This window comes from Priestia sp. AB, from assembly GCF_028369225.1.
GTDB classification, from domain to species: Bacteria; Bacillota; Bacilli; order Bacillales; family Bacillaceae_H; genus Priestia; species Priestia megaterium.
Window position 1 is genome coordinate 530,393 of sequence record NZ_JAQMYN010000004.1, and the last position, 20,084, is coordinate 550,476.

Consider the following 20,084-nt stretch of genomic DNA (forward strand, 5'->3'; position numbering starts at 1 on the left):
GAAAGCAAATCGAGACGAATACATCTTAGAGGAGAAGCAACATTAACTTTTTATGATCAGCAACTAAAAAAAGGGGACTATGTTTGATGATTGCTCTAAGAAATAAAGCATTTTAGTATTCCACTTGATCCGTTAATTAAGATAAATGCTAGTTAACATAGTCACCATCTTAGAAACCAGACAAAAAATAACCCTTGTGACAAGGGTTATTTTTTATCTCAACAATTTTTGTTTAGTTTAAATATTTGATTATCATTACTTAATCTTTAACTAATTTTAAATCAGGAGCATGCTTATTAGTTTATCTACCATAGTATGCTAGCCATGACCTGCTTAAGAAGCAGATGAGGATTTGATGCCCCCTCTTTTGTACGCCATGCTACAAAACCGTCTGGTCTTATCAATACAGCTCCTTGAGAGGTAACATCGTACAATGCTTCCCAGCTATCCTCATACTCAACACAATCTCCTTGTGAACCGATTCCATAAACGTTAATAGGGACACCTAAGTGAGAAGATACATTTCGGGCAGCAGTGCGCCACGGGCTATTATCTTTTCCCGTAAATAAGACGAAATTTTCTCCTATTAAATCCAAGGTAGATATACGCTTACCTTGATACCTCAACCACATATGTGGAGCACATGTACCTGGTTTTCCGTTTAGCTCTAATTGGTCCATTCTATGTGTTGTATCGGAGTTTTCCTCAATAATGGCTGTTGAGTTATATTTATACCCTACAGTAACTGCAAGATGATCCATATTATTGAGGGTGCTTACACCTTTCTTAATAACACTGAATAACAAATTACTTGCATATTCCGTTGTTACTTCTGCAGCATAGTGTCTTTCATCATGATAAGTTTGGAGCAATCGTGAATGGGCTTGTTTGTGTATCACTGCAGCTAACTTCCAAGCTAAATTATGAGCATCTTGAATACCTGTATTCGAACCAAATCCTCCCGCAGGTGGCATAAGATGCGCTGCGTCTCCAATTAGAAAGACTCGATTATCTTGAAAACGAGTAGCTGTCTGTTCTGCAGCTGCCCAAGGTAAAATACTGAAGATGACAATATCAAGATTTGAAACTCCTATAGCTTTTTTTAAAATCTCACAGCATCGCTCTTCAGAAAAATCTTCTGGACTTTCGCCATTTGTGGGATTATAGGCCACGTGGTAAATCCATTCATCACGATTGTTAACGGTGATGAGCGCACCAAATACCTCTGGATTTAGGATTTGAATCCAGCCAAACTGGCTAGGCTTTAGAAAGCGACTTAGATCAGCCTGAAAATAGATATTAATATAATGTCCGCCGATGACTCCTCTTCCTGTAGTTGGAATTTTTGTATGTTGACGAATTGTGCTTTTAGCGCCGTCTGCCGCAACTAAATAATCACTTCGAATCTTTTCTTTTGTTCCTGTCTCTCGGTTTATTATAGTGGCTGTTACTCCTAAATCATCTTGTTGATACTCTATAAGTTCAGTATTATAGCGTATATGCCCTTTTCCCTCTTTAGCAGCTTGAAGAAGGATAGGCTCTAGTTCAATTTGATAACAAGATGCTGGCTTTGAAGGGCTCACCTTTTCAAAATTTTCTATTCTCTCTTTCTCAAGAGCCTTTTGGGAGTTCTCCGCAGTTTCTAATTTCTCAGGATCTATGCTTTTGATTGTCTCTACCGCAATCCTTCCGCGAATATTATCTAATGGTTCACTAGCAGTCCGAATAGCTGCCTCCAATCCAAGTTGTCGAAATATTTCCATCGTACGAAATGTAATCCCTCCGGCTTTTGGATGGATAGCTGTACCAGTGTGTTTTTCAATGAGTAAATAATCAACGTTATGACGTGCCAAAAAGAGAGCAGAGGTGAGTCCACTAAGACCTCCCCCTACTATTAAAACAGGAACATGTTTGTGTATCATGGAAATTTTCCTTTCAATTTTAAATGTACCCATGGGCCTTACTGAATTCAGTAATCAAACTATAATATAAAAAAAAATGAAATTGTAGACTGTTTTTAGGTTATGTTTTATAATGATAATAGAGTACGCCCCCAAACAAGGGGCGTTTTTTTCTATAACTTTTAAAAGAATACTCATTAATGTTAATGGAAACAACAGACACTTCCTGACTTTATACATATTCCATTCCATATTATCTTACTGTCTGTGTCCTTATATTTTATACATGTTAAGTTCTCATAATGGATTTTATCGGTATGAAATAGAAAAGAAACCTTTTAATTTTAATAAAAAGAAACCGTTTTCTTTTTTTGCTTTCTCAAAATGATTTGATAGGTTATAATAAATACCTACAAAAATATTAAATGATATGTAAGTAACAAGCAATTACACCCTTAATATTTAACTAGAAGAAAAAAACCACCATTCAAATTAGGTGGGTTTTTCTTCTTTAAATATATGTGATGCACATCCTTAGTTAACATAAAACACATTCCGGAACCCAACCAAGAAAAGCTTGCAGGAGAAGAACTCTTGAGATAATAAGAATAACAGCTTTTCATTAATTACTCATTATCAGCAGGCTGTGTGGAAATTTGCCAAGTAACACCAAATTTATCTGTTACTTGTCCATATGATGGGCTCCAAAAAGTTTCTTGAAGTGGCATTCCTACTTGACCACCTTCTTTCAGTTTTTCGAACACTTCTTTTGATTTTTCTACACTGTCTATAGTGATAGCTACCGTTACTTGTGATCCAATTTGGTATGGTTGACCCGGGAATGTATCAGAAAGCATCAGATCATTATCACCAACTTTTAAGTGCGCATTCATTACACGGTCTATTGCTTCTATAGGAGTAGGGAATTCTGGATTTCCGGGCATTTCTCCGAACGTTTGAACTCCAATAACTTTTGCATCCAATGCTTTTTCGTAAAATTTAACAGCTTCTTGTCCATTACCGTTCATAACTAAATAAGGATAAATTCCTAAAACCATTAAAAACACCTCTTTTAAAATTTTAGTTAGACTTTACTAAATCAAAGTTAGATGAAAAAAGAACTCACGTTTGATTTAGTCATAACTCTCACTACGTATCTATACAACAAATTCATTGGGTTATCCTGCAGCATTAGTTTATTAAGAAAAAAAGATACACGTACATCTGAAAACGTAGACTTCTATGTACACCATATACAAACCTAGTTACCATAAAACCATTTATGTTAATTAAAAAGTAAAAGCTACTGAACAGGGGTCAGTAGCTTTTTAACGAAGCATGTTGTTAACTCAACAAGTAATGAGGATTTCTAAACAGAATCTTCACAGCGTCATAAATAGTCTCCCCTAAAAACTATTTGTTATTACTCATTAAAAAAATGCTTATATAAGGTTAGTACAAGCAGGAAATATTATTTTACATTCAAATACTAGTACTATAATTTCAAAACGAAAATGGAGGCTAGTAGGATGCTGGTAAAAAAGATATTAAATGGAATTATGATGAAAGAAATCACCATTAAAGAATTAGCTGATTAGTATGATGTAAGTACTCGTACCATTCAATCAAAGATTAAGAAACTAGGCTATGAATGGGACAGTAAGGAAAGTATTTATCGCTACGTTGGAGAAGAATCAGAACCTTTGGATGTTGATTTTAGTACTCTTATTTCTAAAAACAGTAAAATGCCAGCAAAACAAAAGCTAGCCAATAATGAAATAGCAGCTAGTGTTAGCTATTTAAATGAAAGTGAAAGTAGTAATGGCAGCTTTGAAAAAGCTAGTACAGTAGATGCAATTGATTTGTTATTGAAAAATCCAAAAGACCGTTCAAAACGAGTGTATCGAGGTTTTTATTTTAATGATGATGTGTTACGTATTATTGATCGAGTCCCAAAAAGTTATAAATCAGAATTAGTGAATGAAGCTCTGAGAAAAGTGTTTAAGGAAAAGGGATTAGTAGACTAAAAAAAATGTATGCGGCATTCATGTTATTAAATAAGCTTATAAGGATTACCATGCTTGAGATCCAAACGAACAGATCCGTTTGGATTTAAATAATATTAATACTGCATTGAATTTACCGATATTATAAAACATTTCCTGGAACAGTTTAACACTAACCAAATAAACTGTTTCTATTAAACCATTTTGATGTTATTTGGCAGAAGTAAATAAAGCTAATACTTCTTGCTTACTCGTGTTTGTTTTACACTATATAATGAAAACAATTAATTGACTATTTTTATGATGAAAAGGTTGGAGCAGGAAATTCATCAATTTTGATACGAAGTAAACTATAAGGTTTCTCTCGTAAGTCTTTTCCATAATGAAATCTAGGCTGTCGATGTAATTGGTTCACAATGACATACAAATATTGATCCGGACCGATTGAAAAAGTATCCGGCCACAAAATTCTCGGATCATGTGCGATAGTTTCCATTATGCCATTTGGAAATATCTTACGAATACTGTTGTTTTCGTAATCTCCAGCATAAACAGTTCCCTTTGCATCGGTGATCATTCCATCAGAAGCACCTTTTTCTCCCCAATACTCCACATGATAAATTAAATCTTTATCTGGTATAGTTCGGTTCCTTAGAACTTCTGTTGGAATCGAGAAAAGATGACGACTGGTTAGTGGACAAAAAAATAAAACTTTGCCATCGGGAGAAATCGCTATTCCATCAGAAGCCAATCTAAATGGGGAAGTTGAGCCATCTATGTTTCTATTCATCAAAATTTCACCTTCTACCTTCGGTAAAAAATAGGGATCGGGTGAAGTTGATTTTGCTCCATTTAACCGTCTAAACGCGTTTCCATTTGATAAATCTACGACAATAATAGCTCCTGGTCCTTTTGAAGAAGAATCCGTTATATAGGCATAACCTGCTTTTCCAACACGAAAATCAAAACGGACATCATTCAGATAAGTTGTAGGTAGAACAACATCTTCTGTAAAGGTATATACTTTTCTTATTGTATTGGTTTCTAAATCAACAGCGACTAATTTCGCTCCCCCCTTAATAGGTTCAGAAAAATTAGGTGCTGCTGTATCTAATATCCAAAGCGTTCCCCTTCCATCAGCGACTACACTTTGGACACTGATGAAAGTCATTGTGATATTTTCGGAGTTAACCAAATTGGTTTGTAAATTGGGATAAGACTGCAATTTATCTTGAACAATTTCCGCCACTGTAAATTTAACATCGTCTCCCCATTTCGGAAAGCAAATGAAAATACGACCGGTTTCTGAAACAGTAACACCTGTAGGCATAGCCCCATAAAATGCATAAACTAGTTCTAAATTACCGAAATATTTTTCACTAGGTAACATAGGTTTCATAATATCCTCCTCAAACATTCAAACGGGATATCTCATATATATGATTTATATTTTTTCTAATGCATGTTTCTTAATAAGGTTTTCTATACGAAAAGATGATTGAATTGATTGTTTTCGAAATTTAATAAGTCTCTCAGAAGAAAGGAAACATTTTAATTTAAAGGTCTCCAGATGAAGTAGAATTCAATTAGCAGGTAGCGAAGTTCAATATTCCCAAATCAACGGTAAGCTGTTATAAATAAGAAATTAGGAAAATTTTCTTTTTAACTTTATGAAGAAATGTATTTAAGCTAAACCGCCTCTTTAGCAATTTAAGTCCCCTACTCTTTTATCATAGCTTTGCTTTTTAAAGAAATTTCGTATAAAGTGATGATTACCTAGAATACTGTATCAGTCAGTGGTTTAATAACATTTCGGAGGGAAAATACCAATGGACACAAAAAAGTTAAGAAATATCCATGCACTCGTAACAGGTGCTTCAAGCGGCCTAGGATTTTCCATGGCGGAGGCTTTGCTTCAAGCTGGAGCCACGGTGGCGTTAGCTTCTAGAGGTGGAACTAAATTGGATCAAGCAGTAGAGAAATTAAAGCGCGAGGGTTATCCTGCTGTTGGAATTCCTTTAGATGTTCGATCAGAACAATCCGTCAATAACGCGGTCAAATGGGTGAAAAGAGAATGGGGGAAACTCGATGTTCTCGTCAATAATGCGGGAATTGGGATGAGGACAGTAAACCCGCGTTTTTTAGTCGAGCCTCAGCCATTTTTCAAAGTAACACCAGAAGGGTTTCGAGATTTAATTGATATCAATCTCACAGGATATTTTTTAGTAGCTCGAGGGTTTGCTCCTTTAATGATGGAACAAGGTCATGGGCGAATGATTAATATTTCTATGAATCATGAGACTATGAAAAGAAAGGGTTTTGTACCTTATGGACCATCGAGGGCAGCCACTGAATCACTCTCATATATAATGGCCGAAGATTTAAAAGAATATGGAATTATGGTGAATATGCTTTTACCGGGTGGTGCCACTACTACCGGGATGATTCCGGACGAAGTTCGAAAAGAGATTGAATCAAAATTCCAGCTATTAGATCCAAGGGTTATGGCCGAGCCGATTGTTTTTTTAGCCTCAGCTGCTGCAGAGGGAATCACAGGTGAAAGAGTAGTTGCCACCGATTTTCAAGACTGGCTTCTCAAAAGAAAATAAGTTTTTAATCACAGGGACGGATCCTTTCCTCTTTGAAAAAGTAGAGCTGTCCCTGTGATTATTCTTTTATATTTTATAGAATGTCCAGCTCCAGCACGGGTATAAGCCAATCCGTCAAGAAAACTAAAGAGCAAACCTTCTCGCCAGCTTGTCTAGAGTCACGGTGACCGTTTGTATTTCAAATAAGTGAGAAAGCGATTGTACATATTAAGCATTTGCTACCCGTTAATTTAAGTGAAAATGTTCATAACCAGGAAACAATTTTATATCAAAATAGAACCTTGCTTATTCACTGTTTACTGATCTAAAATTGGAATTTCCTTAGTATAACCTCCTACATCAAAGATAAACTATCTTTGTGGAGGTGCTAAACATTGGGTCGAAAATTTGAAATAAACCTTATAAAAGTCCTTTATCTCTTTGGTATTAGTTCTTTTATATATTTAATAAAAAAACCACTTGCAAAGGAATGGCTCCTTGTTTTCTTTATAAAAAGTTACTATGCATCATTGGTCGATAATCTGGTTGTAAAAAGAGGCTATGTTCAATATCCCACCCGATTTCCAAAACAAGTTAAAACAAGTGTGTTGTTTGATTACATACTTTTCCCAATTACGTGTGTCTTTTATAATCAACTAACTAAGGATTCCCGCATCATTCAGTGCCTTTTAAAAGTTCTGTATTTCAGTATACCTATGAGTATTGCTGAGCTGTGGCTAGAAAAAAATACACGCCTTATTAAATATAAAAATGGATGGAATTGGACAACTACTTTTTATTCTCTCTCTTTTTCCTTATTATTGGTTAGATTTACAATGTCTGTTATAAGACGTATTTTTAATAATGAGTACGATTTATCTTAGATAGTGCTTGTTAATCAACAACAAGAGGCAAAAAAATATAGGAACATTTGAAGAATGATTAAATCTGCCTATTTGTTTCAATTATTCGCAATTTCTTCTCTACATTAACTTAAATATCCTACTGATTTTCTGTTAATAAACATCAAAAAAGGTCAGTTATATGGAGAATTTTTTTTAATGCGTTAAAGGTATCAATAGTTTCTTTAGTCACTTCGATAATTTTGTATGTAGTTACAATTCGATTGTTTCTTTTATCAGTTGATACAGCAAGTACTTTTGGTATTATAATTAAGGTTACTGTGCCTATTCTAGCTTTAGCTACAATCTTAGAGTTTATTTATTCTTTCTTTATCATCATCAATAGAAGAAACACATCAAAAAAGAGAGCTTTACTCTACAAGAGCAAATAGGTATTTGCTGTATTAAATGTGGAGGAGATCGCTGGCTAAGAAAGAAGAGTTATTTATTAATTTTGCATATGAACAACCTTAATACAATGGATACTTTATTTCTGCAATTATCTCATTTGATTCACACACTTTAGGCAGAGATTCTTTAAATGGGAGTATAAAATAACTCATGCATTGCTAACATCTCTAAAGAATTTACCTGTTAACTTGTCCATTAGGAAAATAAAAAAATCCATGAAATTATTTGAATTTCAAGGACTTTTTTATTATGTTTGTTATATGATATCCACTCACTTTAGTAATTCGTTAAAACAGTATAAAAGCCTGTCTGCCATATCGATTGCCCTTACTTTCAACCGACTTGTTTCTCAGGTGAATAACTGCTTTTGTTTTGTTTTTCGTCACCTGGTAATTTCATAAATATCATCAAAATAGCACTAACAAAATACAAACCAGCAAATATCCACATGACTCCGTGTACACCCATGCTACCAATGAATGTTCCTACAATTGCAGGTGCAATAAAGTAAGACATTCCAGCCCCAAAACTTACAATAGCCATAGCTGAGCCTTTCTTTTCGGGTGCTAATGAACTTACTAGAGCAGAGAGTGGTACATAACCACATAGAACGATTCCAAAAATTATGCCTACCACAGTTAATGCCCAGAAATTATGCCCGAACATTTGAGGAGTATAAAGCATAACCAGAGTCATTACACCGCAACCGACACTGCCAATCCACATAATTGTCTTTCGCCAACCTAACCATTTGTCACTGATATAAGGAATGACTAAGTTAAAAGAGATATTGGCCACCCACATAGTTCCCCATACTTGTAACCATTCTTCTGTACTGTATCCATATTCAGAGGACAAGTATAGAGGGAAAAAGATTGGAAGAGCACCTACGCCAGTGGAGTTTATTATACGAACAACTCCGCCTATTGCGATTTTTGGCTTTTCAATACAAATAGTTAGTCCACTGAGTAAACTTTTCAATTTTTCCTTGCCATTACCCTCACGTTCATGTACTTGGCCTTTTACAACAACAACTCCAATTAATCCACCGATTAACACCCATACGACCGCACTCCACATTAATCCGATATATCCGATTTTCGGAATCATATAAGCTGGAAAATAACTTCCAACAACATAAAGACCGCCACTCCATGCTGCCCAAAATAGCCCTATTGCCGTAGCTAAAATACGTTCAGGACTGCGATACGTAACCCAAACTAAAAACGAATAGCAAAATAAAGGATAACCAAATCCTCGAATAGCATAAGTCGGTAACATAACTGCATAATTATGCGGTTTTAGACCATATTCAATAAAAAGAATTTGACCTACTAACCAGATAACCAAGCCTGCTATCATAACCTTTCTTGGTCCCCATGCTTCTGTAAGGACACCCGAAAAGTAGGAGGCGATTGCTAATATAGCTCCGTATGCTGCAAAGAGAGTAGAAGATTGTTGAACGGTTAAGCCATGTTCAATAAGATACGGTGAAAGCCAACCATGTTCGAGACCATCTCCTACCATAAAAATTAGAGTTGCGATATAGCCCCAAATCATAGCTGATGGAAGACCTTTGGTGTTTTGCTCTCTTTTTGAAATCGCATTCATTTTAATCACCTCAAAATTATATATTTAACAATGCTGATAGTCACATTTACTCATTAGATGGTTCTCTTCAATGGTTAACGATAAATACCCGACTGGGTATTTATCGTTAATTATATAGAAAATATACTGTTACGCCCACCACATTTCAGTTAATTGTTCTTTAAATTGTGCGCCTTTTAATAAAGAGATGGCCTTACTTAATCCTTCATCTAACGAGGCTAGCATATCTTCATGTTCAATGGATATCACATAATCATATCCTACCGCACGAAGCGCACTCACCATATCTTTCCATACTTTTCCGTTTTGCCCATATCCTACGGATCTAAATGTCCACGAACGATTCAAAGTATCACTGTAATGTTTTGTATCTAATACCCCATTAACACTAATGTTTGCCTGATCCAAATACGTATCTTTTGCATGAAAATGAAAAATAGCCTCTTCTCGACCAAGTTTTTTAATGGCTTCTACTGGATTAATCCCTTGCCAAATCAAATGGCTTGGATCAAAATTAGCTCCAATACTTGGCCCAGCATGCTCTCTTAATTTCAAGAGAGTTTCAGGGTTATACACAACAAACCCCGGGTGCATTTCAAGCGCAATTTGATGGATACCGTGTGACTCTGCAAATTTCACTTCCTCTTTCCAGTAAGGAATGACTACTTCATTCCACTGCCAATCTAGGATTTCTGTATATTCCTGTGGCCAAGAGCAGGTTACCCAGTTCGGATTTTTGGCACCTGGGTGGTCACCTGGGCACCCAGAAAATCCATTAATCACCGGCACTTCTAAACGTTCAGCTAATAAAACTGTTTTTCTCCACACGTCATGAGCCTTTTTGGCAACTATCTTATTTGGATGCAGTAAATTTCCATGACAACTTAGACCACTTATTGTAAGTCCTCTACTTGTAAGGGCAGCTTGAAATCTTTTTAATTTCTCTGGGCTCTCTAGTAATTCATCGGGATTACAATGACTGTTTCCTGGATAATTGCCCGTGCCCAATTCAACGGCCTCTACACCCATTTCACATAGTTTGTCCAGCATCTCTTCAAAAGGCAAGTTTTGATAAAGAACTGTAAACACCCCTAATTTCATGCACGTACCTCCTGCTTTACCTTCACTTTCATCCATTTTTGTTGTTCATGACTTGCCAAAATGGCGTCGGTAATGCACATGGACATATGTCCATCTTCAAATGTCGCGAAAGTGGCTTTATCACTTAAAGGATTTTTACCTTCTCGAATAAAGGTATAGAAATTCAACAATCCATTTTTTAATGCATCTGGCCAGCCTTCATTATGGCCCCCCGGATGATGAATGGACGATTTTGCTTCAGGATTAAATAAAGTAGGATCTGCAAGAAGAGTTTGATTTGGTTGATCTCGATAGCCAATCCACAGCTTTTCTGGTTCTTCTTGATTCCAAAAAGCAGAATTTTGACTGCAAGCGATTTCGAAGCTTAGTCTATTTTTTCGCCCTGCACTTACTTGAGACACAGTAAATAAGCCTTTTACCCCGTCTTCAAAACGTACAAGAACAGATGCATAGTCTTCTGTGTTAATCGGAACATCTTCATATGCTTCTTCTTGTCCTTTTTGTCCCCCAAAAGTAGATCCTTGAGAAGTAGATTTTTTTCTTACTGGTATAACAGTTGCTAAATCAGCAAAAACTTCGACGATTTTTTTACCTGTTACATATTGAACTGTATCACACCAATGAGAACCGATATCCGCTACCGCTCGTGATTTCCCTCCGACTTCAGGAGCTAAACGCCAATTAAAGTCTGTTTCGAACAATAACCAGTCTTGTAAATAACTTCCGTGCACTAAGTTGACTTTCCCTAACTCACCGTTTCTGATCATTGTTTCTAATTGTTTTACAATCGGAAATTGGCGGTAGTTAAAGTTTACGCCATGTACGACCTGGTGCTCTTTAGCTAATTTCAATAGCTCGGCTGATTCTTCACTAGACATAGCTAATGGTTTCTCCGATAACACATGTTTGCCTGCTTGAATAATTTCTTTATTAATTTGAAAGTGAAGGTGATTAGGTGTACAGTTATGAACAACTTGAATCTCACTGTCTTTTAACATGTCACGATAATCCCCATAAGCTTTCGGAATTCCAAGTTCAACCGCTTTTTGTTCTGCTACTTCCTGCCCGTGTTCTGCTAATCCAACTACTTCTACAAAACCGAGTCTTCTGATAGCCTCAATATGAGTAGGTCCAATAAACCCTGTCCCAATAACTCCAACTTTTATTTTTTCCATTTCTTTCTCCACCTTAATAAACTTTATTTTCCATGATTTCTTTTACTTACGTAGTAGCTAAAAAGAGAATTAAAACCTTTATATATAGCCGTTTGCTGATCTGCCTCTATTGATCCGAATCACAAATCAACAACTCTATTTCTAATAAAGGCTAGTCTACTAGGACTAGCCACTACTAAACTATTATTTAAGCTTTCACTAAATTTTCTGTAAGATTAACCCATACACCTTTTTCAGCTGATTCAAGGATAGCATCTGAAATAACGGCGATTTGATAACCGTCTTCAAAATCTGGTGATACGTTTGTATCTTCAGCGATTGATTTGAGGAAATCATATGTTTCAATAATTTTTGTTTCCCCGTACCCAATTCCTAATGCTGGGATTGGCCATAGACCTTCTCCATATGGATGTGCAGGTCCTGTATAAACCGTTCTGAATCCGCGGCTATCACTTGGATCATCGGAGAAACATACTTGAAGCTCATCACGGCGTTCATAGTTAAAGTATAATGAACCTTTCTCTCCGTGAATTTCAAATGTTAAGAAGTTGTTGCGACCCCAGGCATTACGGGTCGCTTCAATGCTTCCTACTGCGCCGTTATCAAATTTAATTAAAGTTGAAAACTCATCGTCTACATCAACTTTACCTTTTGGTACATCAGCTTCTGCTTTTACAGTTCCTAGTTTATCTACAGCACCACTTTGAATCGGTCTTTCACCAATCCATGTCTTTGCAACAGCCATTACCTCTGAAATGTCACCCACAAGATATCTCGCATAGTCAATCACATGTGTTCCGATATCACCTAATGCACCTGAACCAGCTCGTTCTTTTTGGAAACGCCATGATAAAGGCGAGTTAGGATCCGCAGACCAGTCTTGCAGGTACGTGCCTCGGAAGTTTAAAATATTTCCGATTTTTCCTTCCTCAATGTATTTTTTTGCTAGAGCAACGGCTGGTGTTCTGCGATAGTTAAATGCGACCATATGCTTCACACCTGCTTCTTTTACTGCGTCAAGCATTGTTTTTGCTTCTGCTGCAGTTCGTGCTAACGGTTTTTCTGAAATGATATGTTTACCTGCTTTGGCAGCTGCAATGGCAATTTCTGCATGAGAGTCATTTGGTGTTACAATATCAATAATATCAATTTCAGGATCTTCTACTACCTTTCTCCAATCAGATGAATAGTTTTCAAATCCTAAACGTTCCGCTGCATCTTTTGCTAACTCTTCGGTCACATCAACGACTGTGTGTCGTTGAGGAACTGCTGGTGCCGGCCAAAAAAACATTGGCATACCTGCGTAAGCGAGTGCATGCGCCTTCCCCATAAATCCTCCGCCAATCATACCTACGTTTAACTTTTTCATTTTTATTCTCCTCCTATGAAAGTAGTCTATTTATTCTGATCTATTATCTTTTAAATAACATTTTCTATATCGTTATGGTAAATTAGACTTCAAGTTTCTAATATATTATCTCTGCTACTTTCTTCTTGACCTTAAGACTTATTTGCCGTTTCAAAACTTAATAAGAAGTTAAAACTGATTTCTGCTCCTTTTTTCGGATCATTATAGCTATCTAATTCTACTGTAAGCCATTCATCATATCCAATTTCATCCAGAACTTGGATCATTTGATCAAACTTTTGATGTCCTTCTCCTAAAGGAAGAAATTCTCCATTATAATAATCTTTGAAATGAATATATTTAATGCGATCTGCATATTTTTTAATTACTTCTACCGGATTCCCTCCACCTGCTTCGATATGCGCTGTATCCGGACATAAATTAATCGTTGTTAGTGCCATTAATTTGTCCAGCTGGTCTGGGGCCTCTACGTTTGTTCCTAAATGCGGGTGATAACTTGGAATAAGATTATATTTCTCCGCAATTACTATTACTCGATTAAGAGCATTGCCTAAATCAGTGTAATCGCTTTCTAAAATACCATTCGCACGGATAGCTCCTCCGCCAATTACTAGATGCTTCGCTCCTAGTTCAGAAGCAAGAGCTGCAACCTCTTCAATTTTTAATAATTCTTCTTCCAAAATATCCGGAAAAATAAAATTCCCTCCAGTGTAAACTCCAATAAAGTCTAAAGAGTAATGGTTCAGCAATGCTCTAAATTCTTCTTTTCTATCTTTAAATTCCATTAGATTTCCGTCAAACATTTCAAATCCTTTATATCCAACTTCTGCAATATCCTTTAAAGCTTCTTCTGTTGATCCATTTGCAAGGTAATAAAGGTCTTTTATCGAAGTGACTCCGGCAGGATGCCCTACTACCCCGCCCCACGTATTTGTCTGATATCCTAGTTTCATGGTTTCTCCCCTATCTTTAAAGATTCCTTATGAGTACATGGTGTATTAATACTGAGATTTCATCACCTCCCTAAATTAATTTAGATAAGAAATAATTGAGCCAAAATACATGTAATCGATTACAAAGCATTCTAGAAAAAGACTATATTTTTTAATTTATTATAAGAAGAAGGTGTTTTTACTATCTGTACTTGTACTCAATTGTACTTATCATAAACCTAAACTAAAAATCCCTTTTTAATCGGATATTAAATAATTCTTTTTCCAACCATTTGTAATCGATTACATCTTAATTTTTAAAAAACAAGAAGATTTAAATCGTCAGATACATTTTCAAAAAAGCTCTTATTCCCTTATGAAATATGTGTTGAGCATGAATCACGTATGATAAGCTGATCTTCCATTAGATATTGATGTCTTTCAATTTCTTCCTTATTCATCAACTTTATAAGTAATTTCATTGCCATCGTGCCCATCTCAAAAGCTGGCTGCGAGATGGTTGTAAGAGCCGGTTTGAAAATAGATGAAAATTTTATATCATCAAATCCTACTACGGAAATATCATGTGGAACACTTAATCCTTTTGAAGAAATAGCATTTATAGCTCCAAATGCCATCTCATCATTGGCTGCGAACACGGCTGGTGGAGGATGATTAAGATCCAAAAATTGATTCATTATATTAAAACCGCTTTCATAAGAAAAATCACCCTCCTGCACTAGAACGGACTCAATTGTAAGGTTGTATCGTGCCATTGTCTGATAAAATCCTTTTAATCGATCCTGGCCTATCACTCCATCTAGAGGACCTGATATAAACCCTATTCTTTTATGTCCCAGCTTAACCAAATATTCTGTTGCTTTTTGAGCCCCGCTGATATTATTAATAGAAACGGTGGGGATGGCTGAACCTTCTATATATTCACATGCCAAAACTACAGGATATTTGAGAGCCATTTCCTCAATGTTCTTCGATTTCATTCTCGCCGTTAGTAAAACCATTCCATCAGCTTTTTTTTGGAGAAGTATGTTTGAATACCCATTTTCTCTTTCCAAATCATTGCCCGTATCCCCAAGCAGAACTTGATATCCGTTTATGACGGCTACAGACTCAATTCCTCTTAATACCTTCGAAAAAAAAGGATTTGTTATATCAGGTACAATGACTAGAATGGTTTTGGTTTCTAATGTTCTTAACTGGCGAGCTAATGCATTTGGCTGATAGTTTAATTCTTTAATTACTTGTAATACTTTCTCAGTCGTTTCTTCCGTTACAGTGTTAGGTTTACTTAGCACTCTTGACACTGTAGCAGTTGAAACATTTGCTTTTTTTGCTACATCTATTATTCGCACCATTTTACGACTCTCTTTTCTTGTTCTTCTCTATAACAGAATTGTAATCGCATACAAAAGTATTGTCTAATTGGATTCAGACAACATTTTCTGAGATTCAAACTCTTTAAATTTCCTTTTAAGCGTCGTTTTTATCCATATAAACAAAAAAACAACAAATTAAAAAACTCAGCACTTATTGCTGAGCTCCATGTTTTATAATAATTTGTACCTTTGCAGATTGTCTACTTTATGCTTGGAAATCCTTGCTGTTTCCTTATAATCTTTAAAATAGGCTTTATACATTTGACCCGTTGCTTCGATTCTTGTTAAAAGTTCCACATTTATAATATAAGATCTATGAGATATCATAAATCTAGAATCAACGGCACCTTCCAAGCTAGTTAAAGCTTCATTTGTCTCGAATTTACCATTTTTAGTATGAATGACAGATTTCCGATCAAGTCTTTCAATAAAGATAATTTCTTCTAATGGAATAAAAATTATATTTTTCTGCTGTTTAATCATTAAATCCTTTTTAAATGAATGTTCTTTATCAACTAGTGAAATAGACACTTGGGAGGCTCTCTCTAAAGCACCATATAAACGATTTCTATCAATTGGCTTTAAAATATAGTCCACTGCCTTTACGTTAAATGCCTCAAGTGCATAATTATCATGACCAGTAATAAAAATAACTTGTAAAGCCGGGAAAAGTTCTTTACATGCTTTAACTGCTTCCATCCCATTCAATAAGGGCATTCCGATATCTACTAAAGCAAGATCCGGTTTTTCTTTCGTAACATAGTGTATCAATTCTTCACCGTTGGCGGCCTCTCCAACAATTTTATATTTGGATAACCCCCCAATAAAGTACCTTAACAATTTTCTTGAGGTAACATCATCGTCTGCGATCAATACTTTCATCTTGTTGTTCCCCCTTTTCCCTAGCGTTTCTTGATTTCGCAACACTTTGAATAATATCTGGAGCATCTTCATTATAAACGAGCTGCCAAGCATCAATTACATTTTCTTTCATTACTTTTAGAGACGGAACGGCTACATAGGGTGGCGCTTGTTTTCCAAGTAGGGCATACCCTGCTAGAATCGCTTCGGCGACTCCTTGCTGGTATGGTAGCTGGGCACCTAGTCCTTTAATAGGTCCATCCTGTGCAATTTCCAAGGCGACATTCATACCCAAATCCATTGTCGTAATGACTAAATTGCTTTTTTTTGCAGTACGAGTTGCCCTCAAAGCTCCTTCAGCCGGTATATCCCATACAACAAAAATACCATTTAAATCCTGATGTTCAGCAATCATATCGGATGCCACTTTTTCTCCATCATTCGAATCAGTAATTCCCCTGCGATCGACAATTTGAATATCAGGGTACCTTTCCTTTATAGTTTTTTCAAATGCTTCCGTTCTTTGTTTGGTTGCAAAAAAATCAGCATCATGATAAATAATCCCGACCTTACCTTTTCTATCTAATTTCTCAGCCATGATATTGGCCGATTCAATGCCATTTCCATAATTGTCAGCAGAAACAATACTTACATAATCTTTCCCATGCTGCAAACCATTCGGTGTATTGTCCATAAACACCAGCTTTACACCAGCTTGGGCTGCTTTTTGATATACACTTGCAGTCAATTCTGGATCAACTGGAATGCTCACCAGGATATCGGGATTTTTGGCTAAAATGCTTTCAATGTCAGCTACTTGCTTTTTCCATTTAAATTCTGCATTTGTCACGGCTACTACCTCAATGCCCATTTTCTCAAAAGTAGTTTGCATTCCTTCCAATTGAGACCTTGACCAATCACTTCCAGTATAATGCATAGCAATAGCAGCCTTATATTTCTTTTTCTTAATTTTTTTTAGCTCTTTCAAAGATAAACGAAGTGTTTTTGCTGAGACAGCTTCCTCGCCATGTGGCCCTGTACTTAAAATTTTATGATCTGGAATATTTTGATTAATTGTATTGTTTAGCGTTTCACTTAGGATTGTCAAAAACTCTTGTACATGAATGGGCTTTGTTAAATAGTTATCAAAGCCTTTATCCAATGTATATTGAATATCCTTTGGCATTGCATTTGCACTTACAGCGATGACAGCAATATCTTTCGTTTCTTTGCCCGCTTTTAAAATTTCAAATACTTCATATCCATTAATATCTGGGAGGTTAATATCAAGAAGAACCAAATCTATTTTTTCGTTTGCTACAATTTCTATTCCTTCTTTTCCTGTACGAGCTGATAAGAGCGTATAGGAAGGCTGCGATTTAATGATGTTACTTACTAAGTGCAAGTTGGATTCGTTATCCTCAATATATAGCAAACGATAGTTACCTTCCTTCCTATTATTTGTTGGAGGAAATTCAGTTTGTTCACCCCATTGTATGACAGTCTTTGAATCATTTGGAAGAGGAAGGCTAAAACAAAACTCACTTCCTGTTCCTTTATTGCTTGTTACATTAATATCCCCACCCATTAGATGCACCAGCTGTTTAACTAAAGATAACCCAATCCCTGTACCTTCTTCTTTTGTATTTTCAATTCTATAAAATGGAACAAACACTTTAGTATATTCCTCTACAGAAAAACCTACACCTGTATCTACGATATGAATGTACTGCTTATTCTCTTGTAAACGACAGAAAACGATGACTTTTCCATTTTCTTGATTGTATTTAATAGCATTATCAAGTAGATTCAGCAATATTTGTTTAAGACGTATAGGATCAGCAAGAACCATCATATCTTCCCATTGATCCAGTTGGCTATAAATACCAATATTCTTCTTCTTAGCCAATGGTTGTACAATATTGATACATTCCTTGATGACAGTTAAAAGATGAACTTCCTCTACAGAAATCTTTAAATTTCCCGTTTCTATTCTTGACACGTCTAAAATATCATTAATTAAACTTAATAAATGGCTTCCTCCACTTAAAATCTCCTGTACAAAATCACGCTGTTGTTCATTTAAAGATTCATCCATCTCCAATAATTGAGCAAAACCCAGAATTCCATTCAGCGGCGTACGCAGTTCATGACTCATCTTAGACAAAAAACTTGATTTGGCCATGTTCACTTTTTCAGCTTCTTCTTTTGCCTGAATAATAACTCTTTCCATTTTTTTTTGTTCTGTGATATCCTCAAACTCCCACAAGTAGCCTACAAAGTCATTTTTCTCATTTAAAGGAAAACAATTGTAGCGTAGTGTCATACCTGTATTTATTTTAATTTCTTTCGTAGTTTTCGTTCGTTTTTCTGTATTTTCGAGCTTAATTTTATTAATTTCTTTATCAAAAAGGTAATGTAAATCCGAAGCGCACATCCCAATATGGCAATCAATTTCACCCTTCAACTGGAAAAGCTCATAAAATCTCCTATTTAAGAGCCTTATTTTTTTATTGCAATCTGTTACTGCAATCCCACTATCTAACCAATCAATCAAACTACGCTGGAATGCATAGGAATTCATTAATTTTTGTTCTTGTTTTTTTTGAAGAATTTCCTCTTCCATAATCTTTTTGTTAGTAATGTCCACACAAGTTCCGACTACTTCAGCTACTTTATCCTTATGAAATAAAGGTCTTAAATAAATTACATAATAAATACCTCTAAATTTACCTTCATATTCAATGTACTGTCCTGCCCATGCTTTTTTGTAATAACTGTTTAGTAAATTGGCAGTGTCAATATCATCCCCATACAAATCATGAAGCGTCTTTCCGACGATATCCTCTCGATTAACCCCCAACGTATACAGTAATTCTCCCTCGGCAAAAGTATGAATAAACTCGTTACTTCTTTGTACAAACTTAAAAATCATCCCGGTATCAGTGCCTGGCTGTGAAATATATCTGAAATCCTTCATTTGTTTCGCCCCTAGTTAGTTAAAAAAATATAATATGGATTCTATGCGATAAATCCCTTACTTTACGTTCTTTACAGTGCTTGAAGATTAATTTGAAACCAATTATTCATTCTAATGATTATTGTAATCGCTTTACAAATTATACTTTTATTATTATAAGCTTCACTATATTGATTAGTCTAACAATACTTACCCATGAGGCTGTCACACCTTTATTAAAGAAGGAATGGATCAAAACAGGGGGGCGTCTTTTTGACATTCTTAAAAGGAAATATATGTATATTACTAATCCTTCTATAGAGTGTCACATAGAAGCATGGAATTATAAATGTCATTTTCCTTCATCTGTTCCTGCTGCTGTTGACGGGTTATCAAAGCCCCAGTGAATTCGTTTCATATGTAAATAATTTATATACAGATACTCTACTGCGTGTCCGCATAGTATCACAACTAAAGCAGCATTATTAAGAATTTCAGGATTAATTACATGAGATGTTTGGTTTGAGATATCGATTCCTACTTCATTCATTGTTTTTACGGCATTAGGATTTAAAGCATGAACTTCAAGTCCAGCACTTTTTACCTCCCACTATTTCCCTCGATACTTTTTAGCCTAACCTTCTTCCATGCCATATTTAAATCAAAAAGTTTGATGTAATTAAAAGAGTTCTTGTTCGACTAACCTATCTGTTAGCTAACAAGAAAAAGGACCACCAAAGCGTTTAGCCCTAACTATTACCAATTAATTTTCCGGATTATATGTACATTATAACTACTTAATACAATTCACCTATAAAAACATTACAGAATGTTTCCTCCAATATTCGGAACACTAACATTGTATTTACGT

The 20,084-nt window shown here is 35.6% G+C and carries 14 protein-coding genes and 1 pseudogene; 3 read left to right on the forward strand and 12 right to left on the reverse strand.

Annotated features, from left to right (window positions below; genetic code table 11):
* Positions 1 to 305: 305 nt before the first annotated feature.
* Positions 306 to 1,922 carry an FAD-dependent monooxygenase gene (locus POF52_RS16100; RefSeq protein WP_271993418.1) on the reverse strand — a complete coding sequence of 539 codons (1,617 nt, stop codon included), beginning with the start codon at positions 1,920 to 1,922 and terminating at the stop codon, positions 306 to 308.
* Positions 1,923 to 2,527: 605 nt separating this feature from the next.
* Positions 2,528 to 2,959 carry a VOC family protein gene (locus tag POF52_RS16105; protein WP_013084307.1) on the reverse strand — a complete coding sequence of 144 codons (432 nt, stop codon included), beginning with the start codon at positions 2,957 to 2,959 and terminating at the stop codon, positions 2,528 to 2,530.
* Positions 2,960 to 3,604: 645 nt separating this feature from the next.
* Between POF52_RS16105 and POF52_RS16110 the strand changes: the two genes are divergently transcribed.
* On the forward strand, positions 3,605 to 3,928 hold the full coding sequence (locus POF52_RS16110; protein WP_255323397.1) for a hypothetical protein: 324 nt from the start codon (positions 3,605 to 3,607) through the stop codon (positions 3,926 to 3,928).
* Positions 3,929 to 4,205: 277 nt separating this feature from the next.
* On the opposite strand, the gene POF52_RS16115 is transcribed toward POF52_RS16110, so the two are convergent.
* Complete coding sequence (locus POF52_RS16115) at positions 4,206 to 5,306, reverse strand: L-dopachrome tautomerase-related protein (RefSeq protein WP_034649941.1); 1,101 nt, start codon at positions 5,304 to 5,306, stop codon at positions 4,206 to 4,208.
* Between the two features lie 430 nt (positions 5,307 to 5,736).
* Here POF52_RS16115 and POF52_RS16120 point away from each other — a divergent pair, with 430 nt between their 5' ends.
* Both POF52_RS16120 and POF52_RS16125 read left to right on the forward strand, forming a co-directional pair.
* Positions 5,737 to 6,516, forward strand: coding sequence for an SDR family NAD(P)-dependent oxidoreductase (locus POF52_RS16120; RefSeq protein ID WP_271993419.1), 780 nt, complete (start codon positions 5,737 to 5,739; stop codon positions 6,514 to 6,516).
* Between the two features lie 374 nt (positions 6,517 to 6,890).
* The gene (locus POF52_RS16125) at positions 6,891 to 7,379 is read left to right on the forward strand and encodes a CBO0543 family protein (RefSeq protein ID WP_271993420.1); all 489 of its coding nucleotides are present in this window, start codon (positions 6,891 to 6,893) and stop codon (positions 7,377 to 7,379) included.
* 762 nt (positions 7,380 to 8,141) lie between these two features.
* Here POF52_RS16125 and POF52_RS16130 read toward each other — a convergent pair.
* The 9 genes and pseudogenes from POF52_RS16130 to POF52_RS16170 form a co-directional block, all read right to left on the reverse strand.
* Positions 8,142 to 9,419 (reverse strand): MFS transporter, encoded by a 1,278-nt coding sequence (locus POF52_RS16130; RefSeq protein ID WP_271993421.1) that lies wholly within the window; start codon positions 9,417 to 9,419, stop codon positions 8,142 to 8,144.
* A 129-nt stretch (positions 9,420 to 9,548) separates the two neighbouring features.
* Entirely contained in the window at positions 9,549 to 10,520 is a 972-nt protein-coding gene (locus POF52_RS16135; protein ID WP_271993422.1) for a sugar phosphate isomerase/epimerase family protein, read from the reverse strand.
* Positions 10,517 to 11,695: a Gfo/Idh/MocA family protein gene (locus POF52_RS16140; RefSeq protein WP_016766272.1), complete on the reverse strand. Its 1,179-nt coding sequence runs from the start codon at positions 11,693 to 11,695 to the stop codon at positions 10,517 to 10,519. Before POF52_RS16140 ends, POF52_RS16135 begins: the two co-directional genes overlap by 4 nt.
* A gap of 187 nt (positions 11,696 to 11,882) precedes the next feature.
* Entirely contained in the window at positions 11,883 to 13,064 is a 1,182-nt protein-coding gene (locus tag POF52_RS16145) for a Gfo/Idh/MocA family protein (RefSeq protein ID WP_271993423.1), read from the reverse strand.
* A gap of 131 nt (positions 13,065 to 13,195) precedes the next feature.
* Complete coding sequence (locus POF52_RS16150) at positions 13,196 to 14,017, reverse strand: sugar phosphate isomerase/epimerase family protein (protein ID WP_271993424.1); 822 nt, start codon at positions 14,015 to 14,017, stop codon at positions 13,196 to 13,198.
* Between the two features lie 353 nt (positions 14,018 to 14,370).
* The gene (locus POF52_RS16155) at positions 14,371 to 15,372 is read right to left on the reverse strand and encodes a LacI family DNA-binding transcriptional regulator (protein WP_176584487.1); all 1,002 of its coding nucleotides are present in this window, start codon (positions 15,370 to 15,372) and stop codon (positions 14,371 to 14,373) included.
* Positions 15,373 to 15,564: 192 nt separating this feature from the next.
* The gene (locus POF52_RS16160) at positions 15,565 to 16,275 is read right to left on the reverse strand and encodes a LytR/AlgR family response regulator transcription factor (RefSeq protein WP_176584488.1); all 711 of its coding nucleotides are present in this window, start codon (positions 16,273 to 16,275) and stop codon (positions 15,565 to 15,567) included.
* Positions 16,250 to 19,234 carry a substrate-binding domain-containing protein gene (locus POF52_RS16165; protein ID WP_176584489.1) on the reverse strand — a complete coding sequence of 995 codons (2,985 nt, stop codon included), beginning with the start codon at positions 19,232 to 19,234 and terminating at the stop codon, positions 16,250 to 16,252. The genes POF52_RS16160 and POF52_RS16165 overlap by 26 nt, the downstream gene beginning before the upstream one ends.
* 334 nt (positions 19,235 to 19,568) lie before the next feature.
* Positions 19,569 to 19,823 (reverse strand): annotated as a pseudogene (locus POF52_RS16170) (arsenate reductase/protein-tyrosine-phosphatase family protein); the annotation flags it as partial.
* Positions 19,824 to 20,084 lie beyond the last annotated feature (261 nt).

Bases quoted from the DNA above. Each gene is read 5' to 3' on its own strand.
- POF52_RS16150 (WP_271993424.1), bottom strand. From the start codon at position 14,017: ATGAAACTAGGATATCAGACAAATACGTGGGGCGGGGTAGTAGGGCAT.
- POF52_RS16165 (WP_176584489.1), bottom strand. From the start codon at position 19,234: ATGAAGGATTTCAGATATATTTCACAGCCAGGCACTGATACCGGGATG.
- POF52_RS16135 (WP_271993422.1), bottom strand. From the start codon at position 10,520: ATGAAATTAGGGGTGTTTACAGTTCTTTATCAAAACTTGCCTTTTGAA.
- POF52_RS16100 (WP_271993418.1), bottom strand. From the start codon at position 1,922: ATGATACACAAACATGTTCCTGTTTTAATAGTAGGGGGAGGTCTTAGT.
- POF52_RS16120 (WP_271993419.1), top strand. From the start codon at position 5,737: ATGGACACAAAAAAGTTAAGAAATATCCATGCACTCGTAACAGGTGCT.
- POF52_RS16145 (WP_271993423.1), bottom strand. From the start codon at position 13,064: ATGAAAAAGTTAAACGTAGGTATGATTGGCGGAGGATTTATGGGGAAG.
- POF52_RS16140 (WP_016766272.1), bottom strand. From the start codon at position 11,695: ATGGAAAAAATAAAAGTTGGAGTTATTGGGACAGGGTTTATTGGACCT.
- POF52_RS16130 (WP_271993421.1), bottom strand. From the start codon at position 9,419: ATGAATGCGATTTCAAAAAGAGAGCAAAACACCAAAGGTCTTCCATCA.
- POF52_RS16160 (WP_176584488.1), bottom strand. From the start codon at position 16,275: ATGAAAGTATTGATCGCAGACGATGATGTTACCTCAAGAAAATTGTTA.
- POF52_RS16105 (WP_013084307.1), bottom strand. From the start codon at position 2,959: ATGGTTTTAGGAATTTATCCTTATTTAGTTATGAACGGTAATGGACAA.
- POF52_RS16155 (WP_176584487.1), bottom strand. From the start codon at position 15,372: ATGGTGCGAATAATAGATGTAGCAAAAAAAGCAAATGTTTCAACTGCT.
- POF52_RS16115 (WP_034649941.1), bottom strand. From the start codon at position 5,306: ATGAAACCTATGTTACCTAGTGAAAAATATTTCGGTAATTTAGAACTA.